Below are 23,314 nucleotides of genomic sequence, written 5' to 3'. Positions count from 1 at the left end.
TCCCTGTCGGGGCTGTCGCCCCTCCACGCCTCTTGTTCCTTCAGAGTTCCGGGTCGCCCCGCCCCTCTGGTTCCTTAGAGCTTGATCTCGACGTCGACACCGGCGGCAAGATCGAGCTTCATCAAAGCGTCGACCGTCTGCGGGGTCGGGTCAACGATATCGAGCAGACGCTTGTGCGTGCGCATCTCGAACTGCTCGCGGCTCTTCTTGTCGACGTGAGGCGACCGGTTGACCGTGAACTTTTCGATCCGCGTCGGCAGCGGAATGGGGCCGCGGACGTTGGCGCCGGTGCGCTTGGCCGTCGACACGATTTCCCGCGTCGAGGCGTCAAGCACCCGGTGATCAAACGCCTTCAGGCGGATGCGGATATTCTGTCCGTTCATGCGTCACTTCCTTGTTCTGGCGCGGCGCGGGCAGCGCCCGCGACAGATCGGTTTAAGTCCAAATTACTCTTTGATGGTGACGACGATGCCGGCACCGACGGTGCGGCCGCCTTCACGGATGGCGAAGCGCAGCTTCTCTTCCATTGCGATCGGCACGATCAGCTCGACATCGACCGTGATGTTGTCGCCCGGCATCACCATCTCGGTGCCTTCCGGCAGCGACACGATGCCGGTCACGTCGGTCGTGCGGAAATAGAACTGCGGACGGTAGTTGGTGAAGAACGGCGTGTGACGGCCACCCTCGTCCTTGGTCAGGATGTAGGCTTCGGCCACGAACTTCTTGTGCGGCTTGACCGTGCCCGGCTTGGCCAGAACCTGGCCGCGCTCGACACCTTCACGGTCGACACCGCGCAGCAGCGCGCCGATGTTGTCGCCGGCCTGGCCCTGGTCGAGCAGCTTGCGGAACATCTCGACGCCGGTGCAGGTCGTCTTGGTCGTCGGACGGATGCCGATGATCTCGAGCTCCTCGCCGACCTTGACCACGCCGCGCTCGACGCGACCGGTCACAACCGTGCCACGGCCCGAGATCGAGAACACGTCCTCGATCGGCATCAGGAACGGCTTGTCGAGCGGACGAACCGGCGTCGGGATGTAGTCGTCGACCGCAGCCATCAATTCGCGGATCGCGTCCTCGCCGATCTTCTTGTCGGAATCTTCCAGAGCCGCAAGCGCCGAGCCCTTGACGATCGGAATGTCGTCGCCGGGGAACTCGTTCTTGGTCAACAGCTCACGCACCTCGAGCTCGACCAGCTCGAGCAGCTCGGCGTCGTCGACTTGGTCGACCTTGTTCAAAAACACCACGATCGACGGCACGCCGACCTGACGGGCCAGCAGGATGTGCTCGCGGGTCTGCGGCATCGGGCCGTCAGCGGCCGACACAACCAGGATCGCGCCGTCCATCTGCGCAGCACCGGTGATCATGTTCTTCACATAGTCGGCGTGGCCGGGGCAGTCGACATGGGCGTAGTGGCGGGCAGCCGTCTCGTATTCGACATGCGCCGTCGAGATGGTGATGCCGCGCGCCTTCTCCTCAGGCGCCGCATCAATCTGGTCGTAGCGCTTGTATTCGCCAAAATACTTGGTGATCGCCGCCGTCAACGACGTCTTGCCATGATCGACGTGGCCAATCGTGCCAATGTTCACATGAGGCTTTGTACGCTCGAATTTACCTTTTGCCATGTGATGTCTCCATTCCTGCTCGCCCGTGCGGGCTTTGAATTAAGTTAGCGCTGCAACCCGCCCGGGTTACGCGTATTTCTTCTGGACTTCCTGAGCGACCGCGGTCGGCACCGGCTCGTAGTGATCGAACTGCATCGTGTAGGCCGCGCGGCCCTGGCTCATCGAGCGCAAATTGTCGACGTATTTGAACATGTTGGCGAGCGGCACCATCGCGTTGATAACCACCGCCACACCACGGGCTTCCTGGCCCTGGATCTGGCCGCGACGGCCGTTCAAATCGCCGATGACGCTGCCGACATAATCTTCCGGCGTCACCACTTCGACCTTCATGATCGGCTCGAGCAACTGCACGCCAAGCCTGGGCGCCGCTTCACGGAAGCAGGCACGGCCAGCGATTTCGAAGGCCAGAACGCTGGAGTCGACGTCGTGGTAAGCACCGTCGATCAGCGTCGCCTTGACGCCGATCATCGGGAAGCCCGCGAACGGACCCGAGGTCATGACGCTGTTGATGCCCTTTTCGACGCCGGGGATGTATTCCTTCGGCACAGCGCCGCCGACGATCTTGGTTTCGAACTGGAATTCGCTGCTTTCCGGATTCGGCTCGAAGAGGATCTTGACGCGGGCGAACTGACCGGTACCGCCGGTCTGCTTCTTGTGCGTGTAGTCCTGTTCTTGGCTGCGGGTAATCGTCTCGCGATAGGCCACCTGCGGCGCGCCGACATTGGCCTCGACCTTGAACTCGCGACGCATGCGGTCGACGATGATGTCGAGGTGAAGTTCGCCCATGCCGGAAATGATCGTCTGGCCGCTTTCCTCGTCGGTCTTGACGCGGAAGGACGGATCCTCGGCGGCCAGGCGGTGAAGGGCGAGGCCCATCTTTTCCTGGTCGTTCTTGGTCTTCGGCTCAATAGCGATCTGGATGACCGGATCGGGGAATTCCATGCGCTCGAGGATGACCGGATGCAGCGGATCACTGAGCGTGTCGCCCGTGGTCGTGTCCTTGAGACCAGCCAGTGCGACGATATCACCAGCAAAAGCCTCTTCGACGTCGGCGCGCGAGTTCGCATGCATCTGCAGCATGCGGCCGATGCGCTCTTTCTTGCCCTTGACCGTGTTGTCGACCGAGATGCCCTTGGTGAGCTTGCCCGAATAGATGCGGGCAAAGGTGAGCGAACCGACGAACGGGTCGTTCATGATCTTGAAGGCGAGCATCGACAACGGCTCGTTGTCGTCGGCATGACGCTCGATCTCGGCATCGGTCTTGGCGTCGACGCCCTTGATGGCCGGAACATCGGCCGGCGACGGCAGATATTCGACGACGGCATCGAGCAGCGGCTGCACGCCTTTGTTCTTGAAGGCCGAGCCACAGAACATCGGATAGAACTTCACCGCGATGGTGCCCTTGCGGATCAGCGCGCGGATCTCGTCATTGCTCGGCATCTTGCCTTCGAGGTAATTCTCAAGCGCCGTCTCGTCCATTTCGACGGCAGCCTCGATCATCTTCTCGCGGTATTCTTCCGCACGAGCCTTGAGGTCATCCGGGATCTCGACGACGTCCCAGGCAGCGCCCAGCGTTTCGTCACGCCAGACCAGCGCGTTCATCTCGACGAGGTCGACGACACCCTTGAACTCGGTCTCGGCACCGATCGGCAGCTGCATGACGACGGCATGCGCGCCGAGGCGCGAGCCGATCATCTCGACCGAACGGTAAAAATCGGCGCCGATCTTGTCCATCTTGTTGCAGAAGATCATGCGCGGCACGCGGTACTTGTCGGCCTGGCGCCAGACGGTCTCCGTCTGCGGCTCGACACCGGCATTGGCGTCGAGCAGCGCGATTGCGCCGTCGAGCACGCGCAGCGAACGCTCGACCTCGATGGTGAAGTCGACGTGGCCGGGGGTGTCGATGATATTGAAGCGATGCATCTTGCCGTCACGAGCCTTCCAGAAGGTCGTGGTCGCGGCAGACGTGATGGTGATGCCGCGCTCCTGCTCCTGCTCCATCCAATCCATGGTGGCAGCGCCGTCATGGACTTCGCCGATCTTGTGCGACTTGCCCGTGTAATAGAGGACGCGCTCGGTGGTCGTCGTCTTGCCGGCGTCGATATGCGCCATGATACCGAAATTGCGGTAGTCTTCGATTTTATATTCGCGGGCCATGGGAGGTGCCTCTTCAGTCTCGTTCGCGCTTTACCAGCGGTAGTGCGCGAAGGCGCGGTTGGCTTCTGCCATTTTGTGGGTGTCTTCACGCTTCTTGACGGCGGTGCCGCGGTTGTTGGCCGCGTCCATCAGCTCGCCGGAGAGGCGGTCGACCATAGTGGTCTCGTTGCGGTTGCGGGCCGCAGCGATCAGCCAGCGGATGGCCAGCGCCTGACGGCGCTCGGGGCGCACGTCGACCGGAACCTGGTAGGTGGCACCACCGACGCGGCGCGAACGCACTTCCACATGCGGCGCGACATTGTCGAGCGCCTGATGGAAGACGGTGACCGGCTCCTGCTTGGTCTTGGACTGGACCTGGTCGAGCGCACCGTAGACGATGGTCTCGGCAACCGACTTCTTGCCGTCATACATGACGGCATTCATGAACTTGGTGACGATCAGATCACCGAACTTCGGGTCCGGGTTGATCTCACGCTTTTCTGCACTGTGACGACGGGACATTTTTTCTCTGCCTCAATTCTGCGTGGTGGCCTGGATCCCGGATCGCCGCCTGGCGCCGTCCGGAATGACCTTGGCTACGCTTCGGTCACTTCGGACGCTTGGCGCCGTACTTCGAACGGCGCTGCTTGCGGTTCTTCACACCCTGCGTGTCGAGCACGCCGCGGATGATATGGTAGCGGACGCCCGGAAGATCCTTGACGCGGCCGCCGCGGATCATCACCACCGAGTGTTCCTGAAGGTTGTGGCCTTCGCCGGGGATGTAGCCGATCACTTCAAAACCATTGGTCAGGCGGATCTTGGCGACCTTGCGCAGCGCCGAGTTCGGCTTCTTCGGCGTCGTTGTGTAGACGCGCGTGCAGACGCCCCGCTTCTGCGGGTTCTGCTGCATGGCCGGGACCTTGTTGCGCTTCACCGGCGCAATGCGCGGCTTGCGGATCAGCTGGTTGACGGTAGGCATTAAACCCTCTTGTCTCTCAATTCCGTGTCTCGCCCGGTCAGGGCCGCTCAAAGCGTCATTTCCATACGCAAATTCGGGCCACAAACCGCGCCTCGCGGTCTTGCCCGAACAAATGGCAGAGGAAGCGGAAGCCGCTTCATGCACGCCGGAAATGTCTTTTCGCTCGTAAAACGAACCCTGTTTGAGGCAAACTCCAAAGCGTGTCGCTTCGGAAGGGAGAGCCTCACATCGGTTCTGACTGGCCGGCTTCTACTCGCAAGCCTGTTGCCCGTCAACCCCGGAGCGCCAAATATTACACTGAAACCAAGGCTTGGCAGCCATGCGAAAGGCGCATGTAATTTTCTTTCGTCATTTTGCAAGAGGAAGGAAGAAAGTGACCGGCTTTCGGCTGTTGCGCGGCCATGCTTCATGCGAAAAAGGCGGCATGAACAGCGCAAATCCCCCTCGCCCGGAGGAATCAGCCCGTGAACGACAATGATGAGCGCCCGGTCACCATCATCACCGGCCGGGCATGGAAAAGGAAGGGCGGCAAGCCGGAAGGCGTCCACCTCATGCTGGTCGCGCCCGACGACGATTCGGCGGTGCGCCGGGCGCTCGAATCGCTCTCGGCCGAAGGTTACGCCGAGGCGGAGCTCGACCAGATCGGCGACCTGGACGGCGTGCCCGACGAAGAGCCGCACCTGTCGGCCTATCAGGGCGCGCTCGAAGGCGAAGTGTCGATCGTCACCTTCGACGTTCCGGCCTGAAGCAGGGCCAGTCTGAAGCAGGGCCAGTCTGAACGAGAGGCAATGGCGCTGTACCTGCCCTCGCCTGGGACCGTCATGTCCGACTCTGCCGAGACTTGCCCGGCATCGGTTCTCTGCTAAGAACCATTCGCTGCTGACAGCCAAGCGCATCCAATCCGCGGAGTCTCCCATGTCCTCGAACAGCAACCCCATCAAGCTCGGCATCGTCGGGGTGGGAAAGATCGTCCGCGACCAGCACCTGCCGGCCTTGGCAAAGGACCAGGCCTATCGCCTTGCCGCCGCCGCCAGCCGGCACGGCAAGGTGGAAGACATCCCGAATTTTCCAACCATCGAGGCGATGCTCGACGCGGTGCCGGAGCTCGATGCCGTATCGCTCTGCATGCCGCCGCAGTTCCGCTATGATGCCGCACGGACGGCACTCGAAGCGAAAAAACATGTCTTCCTGGAAAAGCCGCCTGGCGCCACGGTCAGCGAGGTCGAGGATCTGAAGGCGCTAGCGGTCGCGAACGGCGTCTCGCTGTTCGCCAGCTGGCATTCGCGCTATGCGCCGGCGGTGGAAGCCGCGCGCGATTTCCTCGGCTCGACCCAGATCAGATCGGCTGCCATCAACTGGAAGGAAGACGTGCGCCGCTGGCACCCGAACCAGGACTGGATCTGGGCCCCAGGCGGCTTCGGTGTGTTCGATCCCGGCATCAACGCGCTGTCGATCGCGACCCACATATTGCCGGCAATGTTCATCACCTCGGCAATTCTCGATTTTCCTGAAAACCGCGCAGCCCCGATCGCCGCGCATATCGCCTTCCGCACCTCTGATGGATTGCCGGTGACGATGGAGCTCGACTGGCGCCAGACCGGTCCGCAAAGCTGGGACATCCTGGCCGAGACGGACAAGGGCGCGATGGTGCTTTCGGGCGGCGGGTCAAAACTCGCGGTCGACGGCCGCATCGTTCACGACGAGCCGGAAGCGGAATATCCGATGCTCTACAGGCGCTTCGCCGAGATCGTGCGCGCCGGCCTCTCCGATGTCGATCTCGCCCCGCTGCAGCATGTCGCCGACGCCTTCATGCTCGGCAAGCGCAATGTGGTCGAGGCGTTCTTCGACTGAAGCTGTAAGGAGCGACGATCGCTCCAGTCCTGACCATCTCGCAAACGTCGCGCTGCCCCTCATCTGGCTGCCGCCATCTTCTCCCCGTGAACGGGGAGAAGGACGCCGTCATCAAAGATTTCGCCAATCTCCGGCGTTGCAGAACGAGCTCGAAGGCTGCAGCCAGCTTCTTCTCCCCGTTTTACGGGGAGAAATGCCCGGCAGGGCAATGAGGGGCGGCGCCGGATGATCGAAATAAGTTGCACATTCGACGACGCTTACTGCCATTCCGTCACCACCGAGGTAAGTTTCCAACTTCAACGCATCAAACAAAAAAGCCGCCGGGTTGTCCCGACGGCTTTGTTGCCTGAGATCTGTGCCGCCGCGCTTACTGCGCGGCGTTGACCATGTCGGTCAACATCGGTTCGGCGACCTCGACGCCTGACGCCTTGCGGCGCTCGTCGATGATCAACTCGTCGCGCGAGGTGGCGATGCGCCGGATCTGGCTCATCGTGCCGCCGGTGCCGGCCGGGATCAGCCGGCCGACGATGACGTTTTCCTTCAGCCCCTGCAGCATGTCGGTCTTGCCGGCAACCGCCGCTTCGGTCAGCACCCTGGTCGTCTCCTGGAAGGAGGCGGCCGAGATGAAGGACGGCGTCTGCAGCGAGGCCTTGGTGATGCCCAAGAGCACCGGCTGGCCTTCGGCCGGCTTCTTGCCGTCCTCGACCAGGCGCTCGTTGACCTCTTCCAGCTCGATCACGTCGACGTGGTCGCCCGGAATGTAGGTCGAGTCGCCCTGGACGGTGATCTCGACCTTCTGCAGCATCTGGCGAACGATCACCTCGATGTGCTTGTCGTTGATCGACACGCCCTGCAGGCGGTAGACCTCCTGGATCTCGTTGACGAGGTAGGACGCAAGCGCCTCCACGCCCTTGATCGCCAGGATGTCGTGCGGCGCCGGATTGCCGTCGAGGATGTAGTCGCCCTTCTCGATGACGTCGCCGTCCTGGAGATGGAACGGCTTGCCCTTCGGGATCAGGTATTCGACCGGCTCAAGCGTCGAGTCATGTGGCTCGATGATGATGCGGCGCTTGTTCTTGTAGTCGCGGCCGAAGCGGATCGTGCCGTCGATCTCGGCGATGATGGCGTGATCCTTCGGACGGCGTGCCTCGAACAGTTCGGCAACACGCGGCAGACCGCCGGTGATGTCCTTGGTCTTGGCGCTTTCCATCGGGATACGCGCCAGCACGTCGCCGGGGCGAACCTGCGCACCCGGCTCGACCGAAAGAATGGCCTCGACCGAGAGCAGGAAGCGGGCGTCGCCGCCCTTCGACAGTTTGCCGACCTTGCCCTTGGCATCCTGGACGACGATCGCCGGCTTGAGGTCGTTGCCGCGTGGCGTCGAACGCCAGTCGATGACCTCGCGCTTGGTGATGCCGGTCGATTCGTCGGCCGTCTCCTGAACGGAAATGCCGTCGACCAGATCCTCGAACGCCACCTTGCCCTCGATCTCGGTGAGGATCGGGCGGGTATAGGGATCCCACTCGGCAACGCGCTGGCCGCGCTTCACCTTGTCGCCATCGTCCACGAAGATGCGCGAACCATAGGTGAGGCGGTGCGTGGCACGCTCCTTGCCGGCTTCGTCGAGGATCAGCACCGCCATGTTGCGGCCCATGACCATCTGCTGGCCGTCGGAGTTGCGCACCACGTTGCGGTTGCGGATCTCGACCTTGCCCTCATAGGAGGCTTCAAGGAACGAGCTATCCACCACCTGCGCAGTACCGCCCATGTGGAAGGTACGCATGGTGAGCTGGGTGCCCGGCTCGCCGATCGACTGCGCGGCGATGACGCCGACAGCCTCGCCCTGGTTGACCGGGGTGCCGCGGGCCAGATCGCGTCCGTAGCAGACCGCGCAGACACCGACCCTGACGTCGCAGGTCAGCGCCGAGCGGATGCGGACCGACTGGACGCCGGCCTTTTCGATCTCTTCGACGTCGCGTTCGTCCATCAGCGTTCCGGCCTTGACCAGAACCTCACCCGTGACCGGATGAGTGATGTCGTCGAGCGACGTGCGGCCGAGAACGCGCTGGCCGACGGAGGCGACGACCTGGCCGGCATCGACGATCGGCTGCATGGTGAGGCCCTTGTCGGTGCCGCAGTCGACGGAGTTGACGATGCAGTCCTGCGCCACGTCGACCAGACGACGGGTGAGGTAGCCCGAGTTCGCCGTCTTCAAGGCGGTGTCGGCCAGACCCTTGCGGGCGCCGTGGGTCGAGTTGAAGTACTCGAGCACGGTCAGGCCTTCCTTGAAGTTCGAGATGATCGGCGTCTCGATGATCTCACCGCTAGGCTTGGCCATCAGGCCGCGCATACCGGCAAGCTGGCGCATCTGGGTGGGCGAGCCGCGCGCACCGGAGTGCGACATCATGTAGATCGAGTTCATCGGCTTTTGACGGCCATTGTCCTCGAACTCGACCGCCTTGATGCGGGCCATCATCTCGTCGGCGACCTTTTCCGAGCACTTGGCCCAGGCGTCGACGACCTTGTTGTACTTCTCGCCCTGCGTGATCAGGCCGTCATTGTACTGCTGCTCGTATTCCTTGGCCAAAGCCTCGGTATCGGAGACCAGCTTGATCTTGGCATCCGGGATCAGCATGTCGTCCTTGCCGAACGAAATGCCGGCGCGGCAGGCGTGGCTGAAGCCGAGGGCCATGATGCGGTCGCAGAAAATGACCGTCTCCTTCTGACCGCAATGGCGGTAGACGGTGTCGATCATCTTGGAGATGTTCTTCTTGGTCATCTCCTGGTTGGCGGTCTCGTAAGGCACGTTGACATTCTTCGGCAGCAGTTCGCCGATGATCATGCGGCCAGGCGTGGTGTCATGGATCTTCGACACGACTTTGCCTTCGGCATCGACCGTGCGGAAACGACCCTTGATCTTGGAATGCAACGTCACCGCCTTGGTCTCGAGCGCATGCTGGAGTTCGCCCATGTCGGCAAACACCATGCCCTCGCCCGGCTCGTTCTGATTGACGATCGAGAGATAGTAGAGACCTAGAACCATGTCCTGCGACGGCACGATGATCGGCGCGCCGGAAGCCGGGTGCAGGATGTTGTTGGTCGACATCATCAGCACGCGGGCTTCAAGCTGTGCTTCCAGCGACAGCGGCACGTGAACCGCCATCTGGTCGCCGTCGAAGTCGGCGTTGAAGGCCGTGCAGACCAGCGGGTGAAGCTGGATCGCCTTGCCTTCGATCAGGATCGGCTCGAATGCCTGGATGCCGAGGCGGTGCAGCGTCGGCGCACGGTTCAAGAGCACCGGATGCTCGCGGATGACCTCGTCGAGGATATCCCAGACCTCCGGACGCTCCTTCTCGACCAGCTTCTTCGCCTGCTTGACAGTCGACGAGTAACCCTTGGCGTCGAGACGGGCATAGATGAAGGGCTTGAACAGTTCGAGCGCCATCTTCTTCGGCAGGCCGCACTGGTGCAGCTTGAGCTCCGGGCCGGTCACGATGACCGAGCGGCCGGAATAGTCGACGCGCTTGCCGAGCAAGTTCTGGCGGAACCGGCCCTGCTTGCCCTTGAGCATGTCGGACAGCGACTTCAGCGGGCGCTTGTTGGCGCCGGTGATAACGCGGCCGCGACGGCCGTTGTCGAACAGCGCGTCGACGGCTTCCTGCAGCATGCGCTTTTCATTGCGCACGATGATGCCGGGGGCGCGCAGCTCGATCAGCCGCTTCAGGCGGTTGTTGCGGTTGATGACGCGGCGATAGAGATCGTTGAGATCGGACGTGGCGAAACGGCCGCCGTCCAGCGGGACCAGCGGGCGCAGGTCCGGCGGGATCACCGGAACCACCTTCATGATCATCCATTCCGGACGGTTGCCGGACTCCATGAAGTTCTCGACGACCTTGAGCCGCTTCAGATACTTCTTCTGCTTCAGCTCGGACGTGGTCGAAGCCAGCTCCGAACGCAGGTCGCCGGCGATCTTCTCCAGGTCCATGCCGGCCAGAAGGTCGTGGATGGCCTCGGCGCCGATCATGGCGGTGAAGCTATCCTCGCCATATTCGTCGACGGCCATCATGTACTCTTCCTCGCTGAGGAGCTGGTGCTCCTTCAACGCGGTGAGGCCGGGCTCGGTGACGATGTAGTTCTCGAAGTAGAGAACGCGCTCAATATCCTTCAGCGTCATGTCGAGCAGCGTGCCGATACGCGACGGCAGCGACTTCAGGAACCAGATATGGGCGACGGGCGCGGCCAGCTCGATATGGCCCATGCGCTCGCGACGGACGCGCGACAGCGTGACTTCGACGCCGCACTTCTCGCAGATAACGCCCTTGTACTTCATGCGCTTGTACTTGCCGCACAGGCATTCGTAGTCCTTGATCGGACCAAAAATGCGCGCGCAGAACAGGCCGTCGCGCTCCGGCTTGAAGGTGCGGTAGTTGATGGTCTCCGGCTTCTTGATCTCGCCGAACGACCAGGACAGAATCTTCTCAGGGCTGGCGAGCGAGATCCGGATGGAATCGAACACCTGCGCAGGCGCCTGGGGATTGAAGAGATTCATGACCTCTTGGTTCATGCCGTTCTCCTTTTCGGGGTCCTCGAAAACCCCTTGCATCTAGCGCGGGCCAAACGCCCGCCGACTTGTCGGCCACCGGCCGAAGAAACTTCTTGTTTGAGCATGATCTTGGCCGAAAACCGGTAACCACTTTTCGGGATCATGCTCGGCGTCCGGTCGCGGGAGCCGCGACCGGACGTCTTGCTCACTCGGCCGCGTCGGGCAGCCGAACCGGGTTGTCGTCCAGCTTGGTGTTCTCCAGCTCGACATTGAGGCCCAGAGACCGCATTTCCTTGACGAGAACGTTGAAGCTCTCGGGAATGCCGGCCTCGAACGTGTCGTCGCCTCTGACGATCGCCTCGTAGACCTTGGTGCGGCCGGCGACGTCATCCGACTTCACCGTCAGCATCTCCTGCAGCGTGTAGGCGGCGCCGTACGCTTCGAGCGCCCAGACCTCCATCTCGCCGAAGCGCTGGCCACCGAACTGCGCCTTGCCGCCCAGCGGCTGCTGGGTAACGAGCGAGTACGGCCCGATCGAACGCGCGTGGATCTTGTCGTCCACAAGATGGTGAAGCTTGAGCATATATATGTAGCCCATCGTCACCTTGCGATCGAACGGCTCGCCGGTGCGTCCGTCATAGAGCTGCGACTGACCGCTGGTGTGCAGGCCCGCCTGCTCCAGCATGATGTTGATGTCGGCCTCGTGCGCACCGTCGAACACCGGTGTCGCGATGGAGACGCCGCGACGCATCTGCTCGCTGAGGCGAACGATGCTCTCGTCGTCGTATTCGCGGATCGGCTCATTGCGGTCGTTGGCCGGCATGAAGCTCTCGAGCGTCTTGCGCAGCGGCTTGATGTCGCCGGCTGTCTTATAGGCGTCGATCAGATCGCCGATCTTCCTGCCCATTCCGGCGCAAGCCCAGCCCAGATGCGTCTCCAGGATCTGGCCGACATTCATGCGGCTCGGCACACCTAGCGGGTTGAGCACGATATCGGCATGCGTGCCGTCCTCGAGGAACGGCATGTCCTCGACCGGAACGATCCGCGACACGACACCCTTGTTGCCGTGTCGGCCGGCCATCTTGTCGCCGGGCTGCATCTTGCGCTTCACGGCCACGAAGACCTTGACCATCTTCATGACGCCGGGAGGCATCTCGTCGCCGCGCTGTACCTTCTCGACCTTGTCCATGAAGCGCTGCTCGAGCGCCTTCTTGGAATCGTCGTACTGGCCACGCAGGGCTTCCAGTTCGCTCTGGAGCTTTTCGTTCTCCACCGCAAACTGCCACCACTGCGAACGCGGATACTCGTCGAGCGTGTCCTTCGACAGTTTCGAGCCCTTCTTGAAGCCCTTCGGCCCGGCTATCGCTTCCTTGCCAACGAGAACGTCGGAAAGGCGCGAATAGACGTTGCGGTCGAGGATCGCCTGCTCGTCGTCGCGGTCCTTGGCGAGGCGTTCGATCTCCTCGCGTTCGATCGCCATGGCGCGCTCGTCCTTCTCCACACCGTGGCGGTTGAAGACACGCACTTCGACGACGGTGCCGAAGGTTCCGGGCGGCATGCGCATGGAAGTGTCACGCACGTCCGATGCCTTTTCACCGAAGATGGCGCGCAGAAGCTTTTCTTCCGGCGTCATCGGGCTTTCGCCCTTCGGCGTGATCTTGCCGACCAGGATGTCGCCCGGCTGCACTTCCGCACCGATATAGACGATGCCGGCCTCATCGAGGTTCTTCAGCGCTTCTTCCGAGACGTTGGGAATGTCGCGCGTGATTTCCTCCGGCCCGAGCTTGGTGTCGCGCGCCATGACCTCGAACTCCTCGATGTGGATCGAGGTGAAGACGTCGTCGGCGACGATGCGCTCGGACAAGAGGATCGAGTCCTCATAGTTGTAGCCATTCCACGGCATGAACGCGACCAGCACGTTGCGGCCGAGCGCCAGATCGCCGAGCTCGGTCGACGGACCGTCGGCGATGATGTCGCCCTTGTTGACCCGGTCACCCATACGCACCAGCGGGCGCTGGTTGATGCAGGTGTTCTGGTTCGAACGCTGGAACTTCATCAGCCGGTAGATGTCGACGCCCGACTTGCCGGGATCGAGATCTTCCGTAGCGCGGATGACGATACGCGTCGCGTCCACCTGGTCGACGATGCCGCCGCGGCGGGCGCCGATGGCGGCGCCCGAGTCACGGGCGACGATCGGCTCCATGCCGGTGCCGACAAACGGCGCTTCGGCGCGCACCAGCGGCACGGCCTGACGCTGCATGTTCGAGCCCATCAGTGCGCGGTTGGCGTCGTCGTTCTCGAGGAACGGGATCAGGGCCGCGGCCACCGACACCATCTGCTTCGGCGACACGTCCATCAGATCGACGTTTTCGCGCGGCGCCATCATCACTTCGCCGGCGTTGCGGCAAATGACGAATTCGTCGACGAAACCACCATTCTTGTCGAGCTCGGCGTTGGCCTGCGCAACGTGGTGCTTGGCCTCTTCCATTGCCGACAGGTAGACGACCTCATTGGTCAGCTTTCCGTTGACGATCTTGCGGTAAGGGCTCTCGATGAAGCCGTACTTGTTGACGCGCGCAAAGGTAGCCAGCGAGTTGATCAGACCGATATTCGGGCCTTCCGGCGTCTCGATCGGGCAGATGCGGCCGTAATGCGTCGGGTGCACGTCGCGCACCTCGAAGCCGGCGCGCTCGCGGGTCAGACCACCGGGTCCAAGCGCCGAGAGACGGCGCTTGTGGGTGATCTCCGACAGCGGGTTGGTCTGGTCCATGAACTGCGACAGCTGCGAGGAGCCGAAGAACTCGCGCACGGCGGCAGCCGCCGGCTTGGCGTTGATCAGGTCCTGCGGCATCACCGTGTCGATCTCGATCGAGGACATGCGTTCCTTGATCGCGCGCTCCATGCGCAGCAGCCCGACGCGGTACTGGTTCTCCATCAGCTCGCCGACCGAGCGCACGCGGCGATTGCCGAGATTGTCGATGTCGTCGATCTCGCCCTTGCCGTCGCGCAGTTCGACCAGCGTCCTGACCACGGCCAGGATGTCGTCCTTGCGCAGCACGCGCACGGTATCCTCGGCCTTGAGCTCGAGGCGCATGTTCATCTTGACGCGGCCGACGGCCGACAAATCATAGCGCTCGCTGTCAAAGAACAGCGAGTTGAACATGGCTTCGGCGGTCTCGAGCGTCGGCGGCTCGCCGGGGCGCATGACACGGTAGATGTCGAACAGCGCGTCCTGGCGGCTCTCATTCTTGTCGACGTTGAGCGTGTTGCGGATGTAGGCGCCGACATTGACGTGGTCGATGTCGAGAACCTTGATCTCATCATCGCCGGCGCTGAGAAGCACTTTCAGCGTCTTTTCATCGATCTCGTCGCCGGCTTCGAGGAAAATCTCGCCGGTCGCATAGTTGACGATGTCCTCGGCAAGGTAGTTGCCGAGCAGATCCTCGTCGGTTGCCTTGATCGCCTTGAGACCCTTTTCGCCGAGCGCCCTGGCCTGGCGGGCAGTGATCTTCTTGCCGGCCTCGACGACGACCTCGTTGGTGTCTGCATCGACCAGGTCGCCAACGGCCTTGAGGCCGCGGAAACGCTCGACGTTGAACGGGATCCGCCAGTGGTCGCCGGCACGCTTGTAGGTGATCTTGTTGTAGAAGGTCGACAGGATCTCCTCGCCGTCCATGCCGAGCGCCATCAACAGCGATGTCACCGGTATCTTGCGGCGGCGATCGATGCGGGCGTGCACGACGTCCTTCGAGTCGAATTCGATGTCGAGCCACGAGCCGCGATAGGGGATGACGCGCGCGGCAAACAACAGCTTGCCGGACGAGTGCGACTTGCCCTTGTCATGGTCGAAGAAGACGCCCGGCGAACGGTGCATCTGCGAGACGATGACGCGCTCGGTGCCGTTGACGATGAAGGTGCCGTTCAAGGTCATGAGCGGCATGTCGCCCATGTAGACGTCCTGCTCCTTGATGTCCTTGATCGACTTGGCGCCGGTATCCTCATCGATATCGAACACGATGAGGCGCAGCGTCACCTTGAGTGGCGCGGCATAAGTGAGGTCGCGCTGACGGCATTCGTCAACGTCGAATTTCGGCCCTTCGAACTCGTACTTCACGAATTCCAGCATCGAGGAGCCGGAAAAGTCGGAGATCGGGAAGACCGACCTGAAAACCGCCTGCAGTCCCTCGTCAGGACGCCCGCCCTTGGGCTCCTCCACCATCAGGAACTGATCATAGGATGCCTTCTGAACCTCGATCAGGTTCGGCATCTCCGCAACTTCCGGGATCTTTCCGAAGAATTTGCGTACGCGTCTGCGGCCATTGAAAGTTTGTGTCTGGGCCATCGTCGCTCCTTAGCTCGATTCTCGGGGCGAGCCTCGCCGCGGCTCGCCTTGCATTCTCGGCCACCTCGGCGGCGGCCTTTAATTTGTTCACCCGCCACCTGTCGGTGGCCGGCCAAAACGGGAGAAAACCCGTTTCCTGAAGGCCGGTTTACGGCCCTCAGGAAAGAGGTTTTCGTACTCTTCGCGTTACGCAGCCTCCCTTCGCGCCAAGGGAGTGGCGGACGGCGCGAAGCCGCCCGCCGATATCAAACGCTTACTTCAGTTCGACCTTGGCGCCGGCTGCTTCCAGCTGGGCCTTGAACTTGTCCGCGTCGGCCTTGGAAACAGCTTCCTTGACCGGCTTCGGAGCCGCCTCGACCAGGTCCTTGGCTTCCTTGAGGCCAAGACCGGTGATGGCGCGAACTTCCTTGATGACGTTGATCTTCTGAGCGCCCGCCTCGGTGAGGACGACGTCGAATTCCGTCTTTTCCTCGACCGGAGCAGCTGCGGCCGCAGCACCGCCAGCGGCGGCAACCGCCACCGGAGCAGCTGCGGAAACGCCCCACTTTTCTTCCAGAAGCTTCGACAGCTCGGCCGCCTCAAGGACGGTCAGCTTCGAAAGGTCGTCTACGATCTTTGCCAGATCAGCCATTGCAATATTCCTTCATAAGGTTCGAACGTGTGTTTGTGATAGCGAGGAACGGCCTCATGCCGCCTCGTCCTTCCGGGCGTAAGCGCCGATGACACGCGCGACCGAAGCCGCAGGCGCATTGACGATCTGGGCGATCCGGGTTGCCGGCGTGGCGATCATGCCAACCAGCCTGCCGCGCAGCTCATCGAGCGACGGAAGTGTGGCGAGTGCCTTCACACCGTCGGCGTTGAGCGAGGTGGTGCCCATTGCGCCACCGAGAATGACGAGCTTGTCATTTCCCTTGGCGAAATCGGACGCGACCTTCGGCGCCGCAATCGGATCCTCCGAATAGGCGATCAGCGTCTGTCCCTTGAACAGGTCGATGATCGATGCGGAGTCCGTGCCCTGAAGAGCGATTTTGGCGAGACGGTTCTTCGCGACTTTGACGGTGCCACCGGCGACACGCATTTTCGACCGAAGGTCGTTCATTTGCGCGACGGTGATACCGGCGTAGTGGGCCACGACGACTGAACCTGCGCCCGAAAACGCTTCATTCAGGCCCGTGACGAGTTCGCGTTTTTCCGCTCTGTCCACTGCCTATCTCCAGTTGACCCCTGCCCTTTTCACGAGGACAGGCGTCGGGTTGCCTTTTGCCGGCCGGGCCATCCAGTAACGGATCTCCCGAACGACGCTCGAGGATCCTGCCCCCTTTCGCCACACCAGCCGGCAAGCCGAATGGTGCGCAGACAAAAGGCAAACACGGTTCGAACCTTTCATTGGAGCAGTCGCTCCGTTGTCCGGTCTTCACCCGTCTCATGCAGGCCCACATGAATTAAGGCCCCCCTTGAACTAAGGCTTGGGGCCGCCCGCAATCTCGGACAGGATGTCCGGAAGCCTTTCGACTTCCGGTACCGGGCCGCCAAGATAATCGGAGGCCCGGAATTCTGCTTGCGGATCGGCCCTTTAGCGGCCGATCCAAATAGGTCGTATCAGGACGCTGCCAGCGTCGAGACGTCGAGCTTGAGGCCCGGGCCCATCGTCGAGGTGACCGACACCTTCTTGACGTAGTTGCCCTTGGCGCCAGCCGGCTTCGCCTTGTTCACTGCGTCGGCGAACGCGCGGACGTTCTCTTCCAGCGCCTTGACGTCGAACGAGATCTTGCCGACGCCGCCATGCACGATGCCGGCCTTCTCGACGCGGAACTCGACGGCGCCGCCCTTCGACGCCTTGACGGCGGCGGTGACGTCAGTGGTGACGGTGCCGACCTTCGGGTTCGGCATCATGCCGCGCGGGCCGAGCACCTTGCCCAGACGGCCGACCAGCGGCATCATGTCCGGCGTGGCGATGCAGCGATCGAAGTCGATCGTGCCCTTCTGGACGATATCGACCAGATCCTCGGCGCCAACGATATCGGCGCCGGCCGCCTTGGCTTCCTCGGCCTTGTCACCACGCGCGAAAACGGCGACGCGGACGGTACGGCCGGTGCCGTTCGGCAAATTGACCACGCCACGGACCATCTGGTCGGCATGGCGCGGGTCGACACCCAGGTTCATCGCGACTTCAACGGTCTCGTCGAACTTCACCGAGGACCGGTCCTTGAGCAGCTTCAGCGCATCACCCAAGGCATAGGCCTTGTTGGGATCGATGCCTTCGCGGGTCTTCGATACACGCTTTGCAATCTTTGCCATGATCTCAGCCCACCACTTCCAGACCCATCGAGCGGGCGGAGCCCTCGACCATGCGCATGGCCCCCTCGATATCGGTTGCGTTCAGATCCTTCATCTTCTGCTCGGCGATGGCGCGCACCTTGTCGCGGCCGATCGTGCCGGCCTTGACCTTGCCCGGCTCCTTCGAGCCCGACTTCAGGTTTGCGGCCTTCTTCAGGAAGTAGCTCACCGGCGGCGTCTTCATGACGAAGGTGAACGACTTGTCCTGGTAATAGGTGATCACGACCGGAACCGGCGATCCCTTTTCCATTTCCTGGGTCTGCGCGTTGAACGCCTTGCAGAACTCCATGATGTTGATGCCGCGCTGACCAAGCGCCGGTCCGATCGGGGGCGACGGCGTAGCCGAACCCGCGGAAACCTGGAGCTTGAGCTGGCCTGCAATTTTCTTAGCCATCTCTTTCCTGCCTTCATCTCATGCCGGCCCCACTATGTGGGCAACACCGGCGGTTGCAGTCTGGTGGTGCGGTTCCCGTGGCCGGCTAAAGCCGCATTCGCCTCCCACCTGTGTTGGCCGCGATTTCCACGCCGCCTCCCCTCACCGCCGAATGGGCGACAAGGATTTCGGATCAGCCCTTTTCGACCTGTCCGAATTCGAGATCGACCGGCACGGCGCGCCCGAAGATCGAAACTTCCACCTTGAGCCGCGCCCGCTCCTCGTCCACTTCCTGGACGAAACCGTTGAACGACGCGAACGGACCGTCCGAGACGCGGATCGCCTCGCCGATCTCGAAAGTGACCGACGGCTTCGGCCGCTCGACGCCTTCCTGCACCTGGTTCAGGATGCGCTGGGCCTCGGCCTCGGTGATCGGCACCGGCTTCGAGTCACCCAGGAAGCCGGTGACCTTCGGCGTGTTCTTCACGAGCGAGAACACCGCGTCGGTCAGATTGGCCTTCAAGAGCACGTAGCCCGGGAAGAACTTGCGCTCGGCATCGACCTTGCGGCCGCGCCGGATCTCGACGACCTTCTCGGTCGGCACGACGATCTGCTCGATGTCAGCGGACAGGCCTTTCTGCTTGGCCTTGTTCTCGATGTCCTCGGCGACCTTTTTTTCAAAGTTCGAATAGGCGTGGACGATGTACCACCGCGCAGTCATCTCAAGACTTCTCCGTAATCGCCGGACTTAGCGTCCAATGCCCAGAATCTGCTCGACCGCGAGGCCCATGAGCTGATCGGCGGTAAAGAAAAAGATCATCGCGATCACAGCGAACGCCAGGACCATCACCGTCGAAATCATCGTTTCGCGCCGCGACGGCCAAGTCACCTTGGCGGTCTCCGAGCGAACCTGCTGGAGAAAGACGAAAGGATTTGTGGTTTTCGAAGCCATGTGCCGCCTGTCTTCGAGACCCGTAGACCGGATCTCCTGGATGATCCCGCTGGCCGGGATGTGCCGCCTGAGTCCTGTGTTCGCGCCGAATCAGCGCAATCATTTCGCCCATGCAAATCGGACGCGTAAAGCCGGCTTCCCAGCTCCACGCGTCGCGTGTCTGTTTCGTCTACATAAAACCGATTCTTGATCCACGCAAGTGGCAAGTGTCCGCTTTATGACCAAACGCCGCCTCGGAACCATCCAGTCGTCCCGTCCCGGCTATGGCCTCTTATGCCTCAAGACAGCCTATATGGCAAGTCACCCCGCGATTTTCAAAGGGCCGATGCGTGGAAGACCAGACAATTTTCATGAATTGGCCATTTCGAAAAATGGCACGGGCAGCAGGGCTCGAACCTACGACCTGCGGTTTTGGAGACCGCCGCTCTACCAACTGAGCTATGCCCGTATCGTGCGCGTGTCGGCGCAGCAGGCGCTTCCTAAAAGCTTCCGCGCGCGCTGTAAAGAGCGGTCTGATCTGATCGTCTCATTCCTGCCTGCTTTCAGCATCAGGTCGGAAATCTTCGTGCCAAATCGGGATCATCCGCTCGAAGGCGGCTTGTACGGCCCGCCGGGCACGCCCCAGCCCCAGGCCGGCATCGGCTCGGTCTCGGGATCGCAGGTCTCGCCAAGGTTGGAGTTCATCTTCGCCAGCCGCGATCCCCATTCGACATAGGCCATGAAAGCCGAGCGGAATTCCGGATCGTCGGGCAGCCCGATCTCGTCGGCAGCGTCAGCGAGAAGATTGATCCAGCGGCGGCGCTGTTCCTCACTCAGATGCTTGCCCAGATGGTGCACCACCATCTCGCGGTGGCCGCCATGATTTTCGCTGTAGGTCTTCGGTCCCCCAAAGACCTCGCCGATGAAGGCGGCGACATGGGCAGGATGGTCCGGTGTCATGTTTTTGAACACCGGGCCGACGATGGAATCCCTAGACACCTTGCCGTAGAAGGTTTGGGTCAGGCGATTCAGCGCTTCGCTGCCGCCGGCCCATTCGAACAATGTCGGAGTATCCTGGCTCATTCTCGATCCTCGACTGGCCGGACTGTCACTGCTTCGGACGATAGCGGAACTGTCGAACGTCGCTCAACCTGCCTCGATGGCCAGTTGGGCCGGCTGCCGTGCCTGCGCCTACAATTTGACCGGCACTTCGGCCTGAACCTCGGACGTCGGAACCACGCGACAATTCTCCGGCATTGGCGCCGATTTGCAGATGGTCGGACCGGTAAATTCGTCAACCGATTCAAGCCCGGTCGTCAGCCCGACTTTCAACATCATGTCGGGTTCGAGCTGCCGATCACGCGAAGCCGGCACCGACCGGATCGCCACCAGCAGACCGGGTCCGACCGCCATGTCCTTGAGATAGGTTTTGACCTGCTGCTCCGACCCCGTGGAATCCACGGTCAATTGCGCACGAGGGCCGACAAGGCGCCTGACACCACCGGCAAGCATGATCGGACAGGCCGCCCCACACTCCCCGCTGGCATCGATCGTGAGCCCGACATAGACGCCATCTTCGGCGGTGCAATCCGCCTTGTCCGGCTCGCATCCAATGAAGTCCGTCCGCGCAACCGCCACGTCGAGCTTGCGTTCTCGGATCAGCCTTCCGGCGGCCAGAGCGCCAAGCACGTCACCTCCCGGCGAGTTGATCACCACGGGCAATCGCCGATCACCGATCTTGTCCAGCAGTTGGCGCAGCCGTTCCGGCGTCTGAGCGCTAATCGTGCCTTCCGCGGAGATCCATTCGGGACAATTGGGATCGCAGAGAAAACTTCTGCCTCGAACCAGAACGAAGCGCATATCGCCAACATCGGCCCGCTGCACGGTTTCGCGTTCGACCGACGCGGCGGGAGCGGGCTTGGCGTATGCCACCACATCGCCGGCCGGCGCAGGTACTTCCCTACAGTTCGGGGCCACCGGATCGGTGTTGCACAGGGTTGCCGCGGTCAGCAGGTCGACGGCATCCAGGCTGGTAACGAGCTTCGTCTGCAGCATGTCGTAGGGAGCCAGTTGCTGGATGGTGCTGGCCGGCGTGTTCTTCATCGTCTCGAGCACGCCTTGGCCGACGCCCATTTCCTTCAGATAGGCCGCCAGTCTTTTCTCCACCGACTTGCTCATCTCGTAGGTCTTGTAGCTGCCGGCATTCTTGCGGCCGACGATCTTCTTGCTGAGGACCTTCTTCTTGCCCCTCACCACGCGATAGGTGGTCCGGTACTGCAATTTCGTCCGGATGTAGGTCGTGGTGATCTGATGGACGCCGAGATAGGCCCATTGCCCGACCACGCGCCTGATGCCGCCGGCAAACATCAGCGGGCAAGCGGAATTGCAGATGGCGCCGCTGGCATAGGCATTGCCGAAATAGCGAGCGCCCTTGGCATCGTTCTCGTTGCAGCCCTTGGCTTCGGGCTGGCAACCGGTGAACCGGGTTTTGCCGACCGCGATATCGAGTTTGTTCTTGCGGAGAAGCCGGCCAAGCGCCAGCGCCGCTTCGACGTTGCCGCCGGGAGAGTCCACGACAACAGGCAGTTTTCGGCGGCCGACTGCTTTGAGCGTGCGTTTGAACAGGGCCGGTGTGCCGGCTTCTATCGAGCCTTCAGCCGATATCCATTCCGGGCAGGTCGGCTCGCAACCAGGCGCGCTGCTGCGGACGACGACAAACCGCATCGCCGGACCAAGATCCGGCACGGATTTTTTTGTATTCGCCGCGAAGGCAGCGTGTTCCATGACAAGGAACGACGCCAAGCAGATCACCCCCAGCGTCCACCATGTCTGGCCATTCAAACGGTGCCATGGAACCATTTGGGCAAGCCCCCGCGATGCAACCTATACTAGTTAAGGTTTGGACGCTTGCAACAGGTTTTGGAACGACTGCGCAGGCGCATGTCGGCAGTGCCCCAAAAGCAGAAAGGGCAGCCCGAGGACTGCCCTTTTCGCATTCGATCTGACCGGCAGTGCCGGTGTCGATTACTCTTTGATGGTGACGACGATGCCGGCACCGACGGTGCGGCCGCCTTCACGGATGGCGAAGCGCAGCTTCTCTTCCATTGCGATCGGCACGATCAGCTCGACATCGACCGTGATGTTGTCGCCCGGCATCACCATCTCGGTGCCTTCCGGCAGCGACACGATGCCGGTCACGTCGGTCGTGCGGAAATAGAACTGCGGACGGTAGTTGGTGAAGAACGGCGTGTGACGGCCACCCTCGTCCTTGGTCAGGATGTAGGCTTCGGCCACGAACTTCTTGTGCGGCTTGACCGTGCCCGGCTTGGCCAGAACCTGGCCGCGCTCGACACCTTCACGGTCGACACCGCGCAGCAGCGCGCCGATGTTGTCGCCGGCCTGGCCCTGGTCGAGCAGCTTGCGGAACATCTCGACGCCGGTGCAGGTCGTCTTGGTCGTCGGACGGATGCCGATGATCTCGAGCTCCTCGCCGACCTTGACCACGCCGCGCTCGACGCGACCGGTCACAACCGTGCCACGGCCCGAGATCGAGAACACGTCCTCGATCGGCATCAGGAACGGCTTGTCGAGCGGACGAACCGGCGTCGGGATGTAGTCGTCGACCGCAGCCATCAATTCGCGGATCGCGTCCTCGCCGATCTTCTTGTCGGAATCTTCCAGAGCCGCAAGCGCCGAGCCCTTGACGATCGGAATGTCGTCGCCGGGGAACTCGTTCTTGGTCAACAGCTCACGCACCTCGAGCTCGACCAGCTCGAGCAGCTCGGCGTCGTCGACTTGGTCGACCTTGTTCAAAAACACCACGATCGACGGCACGCCGACCTGACGGGCCAGCAGGATGTGCTCGCGGGTCTGCGGCATCGGGCCGTCAGCGGCCGACACAACCAGGATCGCGCCGTCCATCTGCGCAGCACCGGTGATCATGTTCTTCACATAGTCGGCGTGGCCGGGGCAGTCGACATGGGCGTAGTGGCGGGCAGCCGTCTCGTATTCGACATGCGCCGTCGAGATGGTGATGCCGCGCGCCTTCTCCTCAGGCGCCGCATCAATCTGGTCGTAGCGCTTGTATTCGCCAAAATACTTGGTGATCGCCGCCGTCAACGACGTCTTGCCATGATCGACGTGGCCAATCGTGCCAATGTTCACATGAGGCTTTGTACGCTCGAATTTACCTTTTGCCAT

The 23,314-nt window shown here is 62.0% G+C and carries 18 protein-coding genes and 1 tRNA gene; 2 read left to right on the top strand and 17 right to left on the bottom strand.

The window, feature by feature from the left end:
* Positions 1 to 74: 74 nt before the first annotated feature.
* The 5 genes from rpsJ to rpsL form a co-directional block, all read right to left on the bottom strand.
* Positions 75 to 383 carry a 30S ribosomal protein S10 gene (gene rpsJ, locus EN885_RS03060; RefSeq protein WP_006205468.1) on the bottom strand — a complete coding sequence of 103 codons (309 nt, stop codon included), beginning with the start codon at positions 381 to 383 and terminating at the stop codon, positions 75 to 77.
* A 63-nt stretch (positions 384 to 446) separates the two neighbouring features.
* Positions 447 to 1,622 (bottom strand): elongation factor Tu, encoded by a 1,176-nt coding sequence (gene tuf, locus EN885_RS03055; RefSeq protein WP_126106702.1) that lies wholly within the window; start codon positions 1,620 to 1,622, stop codon positions 447 to 449.
* A 66-nt stretch (positions 1,623 to 1,688) separates the two neighbouring features.
* Entirely contained in the window at positions 1,689 to 3,779 is a 2,091-nt protein-coding gene (fusA, locus tag EN885_RS03050; RefSeq protein WP_095488822.1) for an elongation factor G, read from the bottom strand.
* 30 nt (positions 3,780 to 3,809) lie between these two features.
* Positions 3,810 to 4,280: a 30S ribosomal protein S7 gene (rpsG, locus tag EN885_RS03045; protein WP_008875664.1), complete on the bottom strand. Its 471-nt coding sequence runs from the start codon at positions 4,278 to 4,280 to the stop codon at positions 3,810 to 3,812.
* A gap of 85 nt (positions 4,281 to 4,365) precedes the next feature.
* A complete protein-coding gene (gene rpsL / locus EN885_RS03040; RefSeq protein WP_006333356.1) occupies positions 4,366 to 4,737 on the bottom strand; it encodes a 30S ribosomal protein S12 in 372 nt (123 codons plus the stop codon).
* Positions 4,738 to 5,201: 464 nt separating this feature from the next.
* Here rpsL and EN885_RS03035 point away from each other — a divergent pair, with 464 nt between their 5' ends.
* The gene (locus tag EN885_RS03035; protein ID WP_095488828.1) at positions 5,202 to 5,483 is read left to right on the top strand and encodes a transcriptional regulator; all 282 of its coding nucleotides are present in this window, start codon (positions 5,202 to 5,204) and stop codon (positions 5,481 to 5,483) included.
* 169 nt (positions 5,484 to 5,652) lie between these two features.
* Complete coding sequence (locus EN885_RS03030; RefSeq protein WP_095488823.1) at positions 5,653 to 6,588, top strand: Gfo/Idh/MocA family oxidoreductase; 936 nt, start codon at positions 5,653 to 5,655, stop codon at positions 6,586 to 6,588.
* 367 nt (positions 6,589 to 6,955) lie between these two features.
* Here the strand turns inward: EN885_RS03030 and rpoC are convergent, their stop codons facing one another.
* The 12 genes from rpoC to tuf (EN885_RS02970) form a co-directional block, all read right to left on the bottom strand.
* A complete protein-coding gene (rpoC, locus tag EN885_RS03025; protein WP_095488829.1) occupies positions 6,956 to 11,152 on the bottom strand; it encodes a DNA-directed RNA polymerase subunit beta' in 4,197 nt (1,398 codons plus the stop codon).
* Positions 11,153 to 11,336: 184 nt separating this feature from the next.
* Entirely contained in the window at positions 11,337 to 15,473 is a 4,137-nt protein-coding gene (gene rpoB, locus EN885_RS03020; RefSeq protein WP_095488824.1) for a DNA-directed RNA polymerase subunit beta, read from the bottom strand.
* Positions 15,474 to 15,726: 253 nt separating this feature from the next.
* Positions 15,727 to 16,104: a 50S ribosomal protein L7/L12 gene (rplL, locus tag EN885_RS03015; RefSeq protein ID WP_023680442.1), complete on the bottom strand. Its 378-nt coding sequence runs from the start codon at positions 16,102 to 16,104 to the stop codon at positions 15,727 to 15,729.
* 54 nt (positions 16,105 to 16,158) lie between these two features.
* Positions 16,159 to 16,677 (bottom strand): 50S ribosomal protein L10, encoded by a 519-nt coding sequence (gene rplJ, locus EN885_RS03010; RefSeq protein WP_065011395.1) that lies wholly within the window; start codon positions 16,675 to 16,677, stop codon positions 16,159 to 16,161.
* A gap of 395 nt (positions 16,678 to 17,072) precedes the next feature.
* Positions 17,073 to 17,771 carry a 50S ribosomal protein L1 gene (gene rplA, locus EN885_RS03005; protein WP_095488825.1) on the bottom strand — a complete coding sequence of 233 codons (699 nt, stop codon included), beginning with the start codon at positions 17,769 to 17,771 and terminating at the stop codon, positions 17,073 to 17,075.
* Positions 17,772 to 17,775: 4 nt separating this feature from the next.
* Positions 17,776 to 18,204, bottom strand: a complete 429-nt coding sequence (gene rplK / locus EN885_RS03000) for a 50S ribosomal protein L11 (protein ID WP_023798121.1) — start codon at positions 18,202 to 18,204, stop codon at positions 17,776 to 17,778.
* Between the two features lie 172 nt (positions 18,205 to 18,376).
* The gene (nusG, locus tag EN885_RS02995; protein ID WP_006333333.1) at positions 18,377 to 18,904 is read right to left on the bottom strand and encodes a transcription termination/antitermination protein NusG; all 528 of its coding nucleotides are present in this window, start codon (positions 18,902 to 18,904) and stop codon (positions 18,377 to 18,379) included.
* 27 nt (positions 18,905 to 18,931) lie between these two features.
* Positions 18,932 to 19,135, bottom strand: coding sequence for a preprotein translocase subunit SecE (secE, locus tag EN885_RS02990; RefSeq protein WP_029352158.1), 204 nt, complete (start codon positions 19,133 to 19,135; stop codon positions 18,932 to 18,934).
* A gap of 372 nt (positions 19,136 to 19,507) precedes the next feature.
* Positions 19,508 to 19,583 (bottom strand) — tRNA-Trp (locus EN885_RS02985).
* 131 nt (positions 19,584 to 19,714) lie between these two features.
* Complete coding sequence (locus EN885_RS02980) at positions 19,715 to 20,197, bottom strand: group II truncated hemoglobin (protein ID WP_128241076.1); 483 nt, start codon at positions 20,195 to 20,197, stop codon at positions 19,715 to 19,717.
* Positions 20,198 to 20,305: 108 nt separating this feature from the next.
* On the bottom strand, positions 20,306 to 21,973 hold the full coding sequence (locus tag EN885_RS02975) for a hypothetical protein (protein WP_128241077.1): 1,668 nt from the start codon (positions 21,971 to 21,973) through the stop codon (positions 20,306 to 20,308).
* Between the two features lie 165 nt (positions 21,974 to 22,138).
* Positions 22,139 to 23,314 (bottom strand): elongation factor Tu (tuf, locus tag EN885_RS02970; RefSeq protein WP_126106702.1); only part of this gene is annotated, 1,176 nt, incomplete at its 5' end.

This window comes from Mesorhizobium sp. M6A.T.Cr.TU.014.01.1.1, from assembly GCF_004022765.1.
GTDB classification, from domain to species: domain Bacteria; phylum Pseudomonadota; class Alphaproteobacteria; order Rhizobiales; family Rhizobiaceae; genus Mesorhizobium; species Mesorhizobium mediterraneum.
The sequence above is the reverse complement of the archived record's forward strand: the minus strand, read 5'-3'. Positions and strand labels throughout refer to the sequence as shown.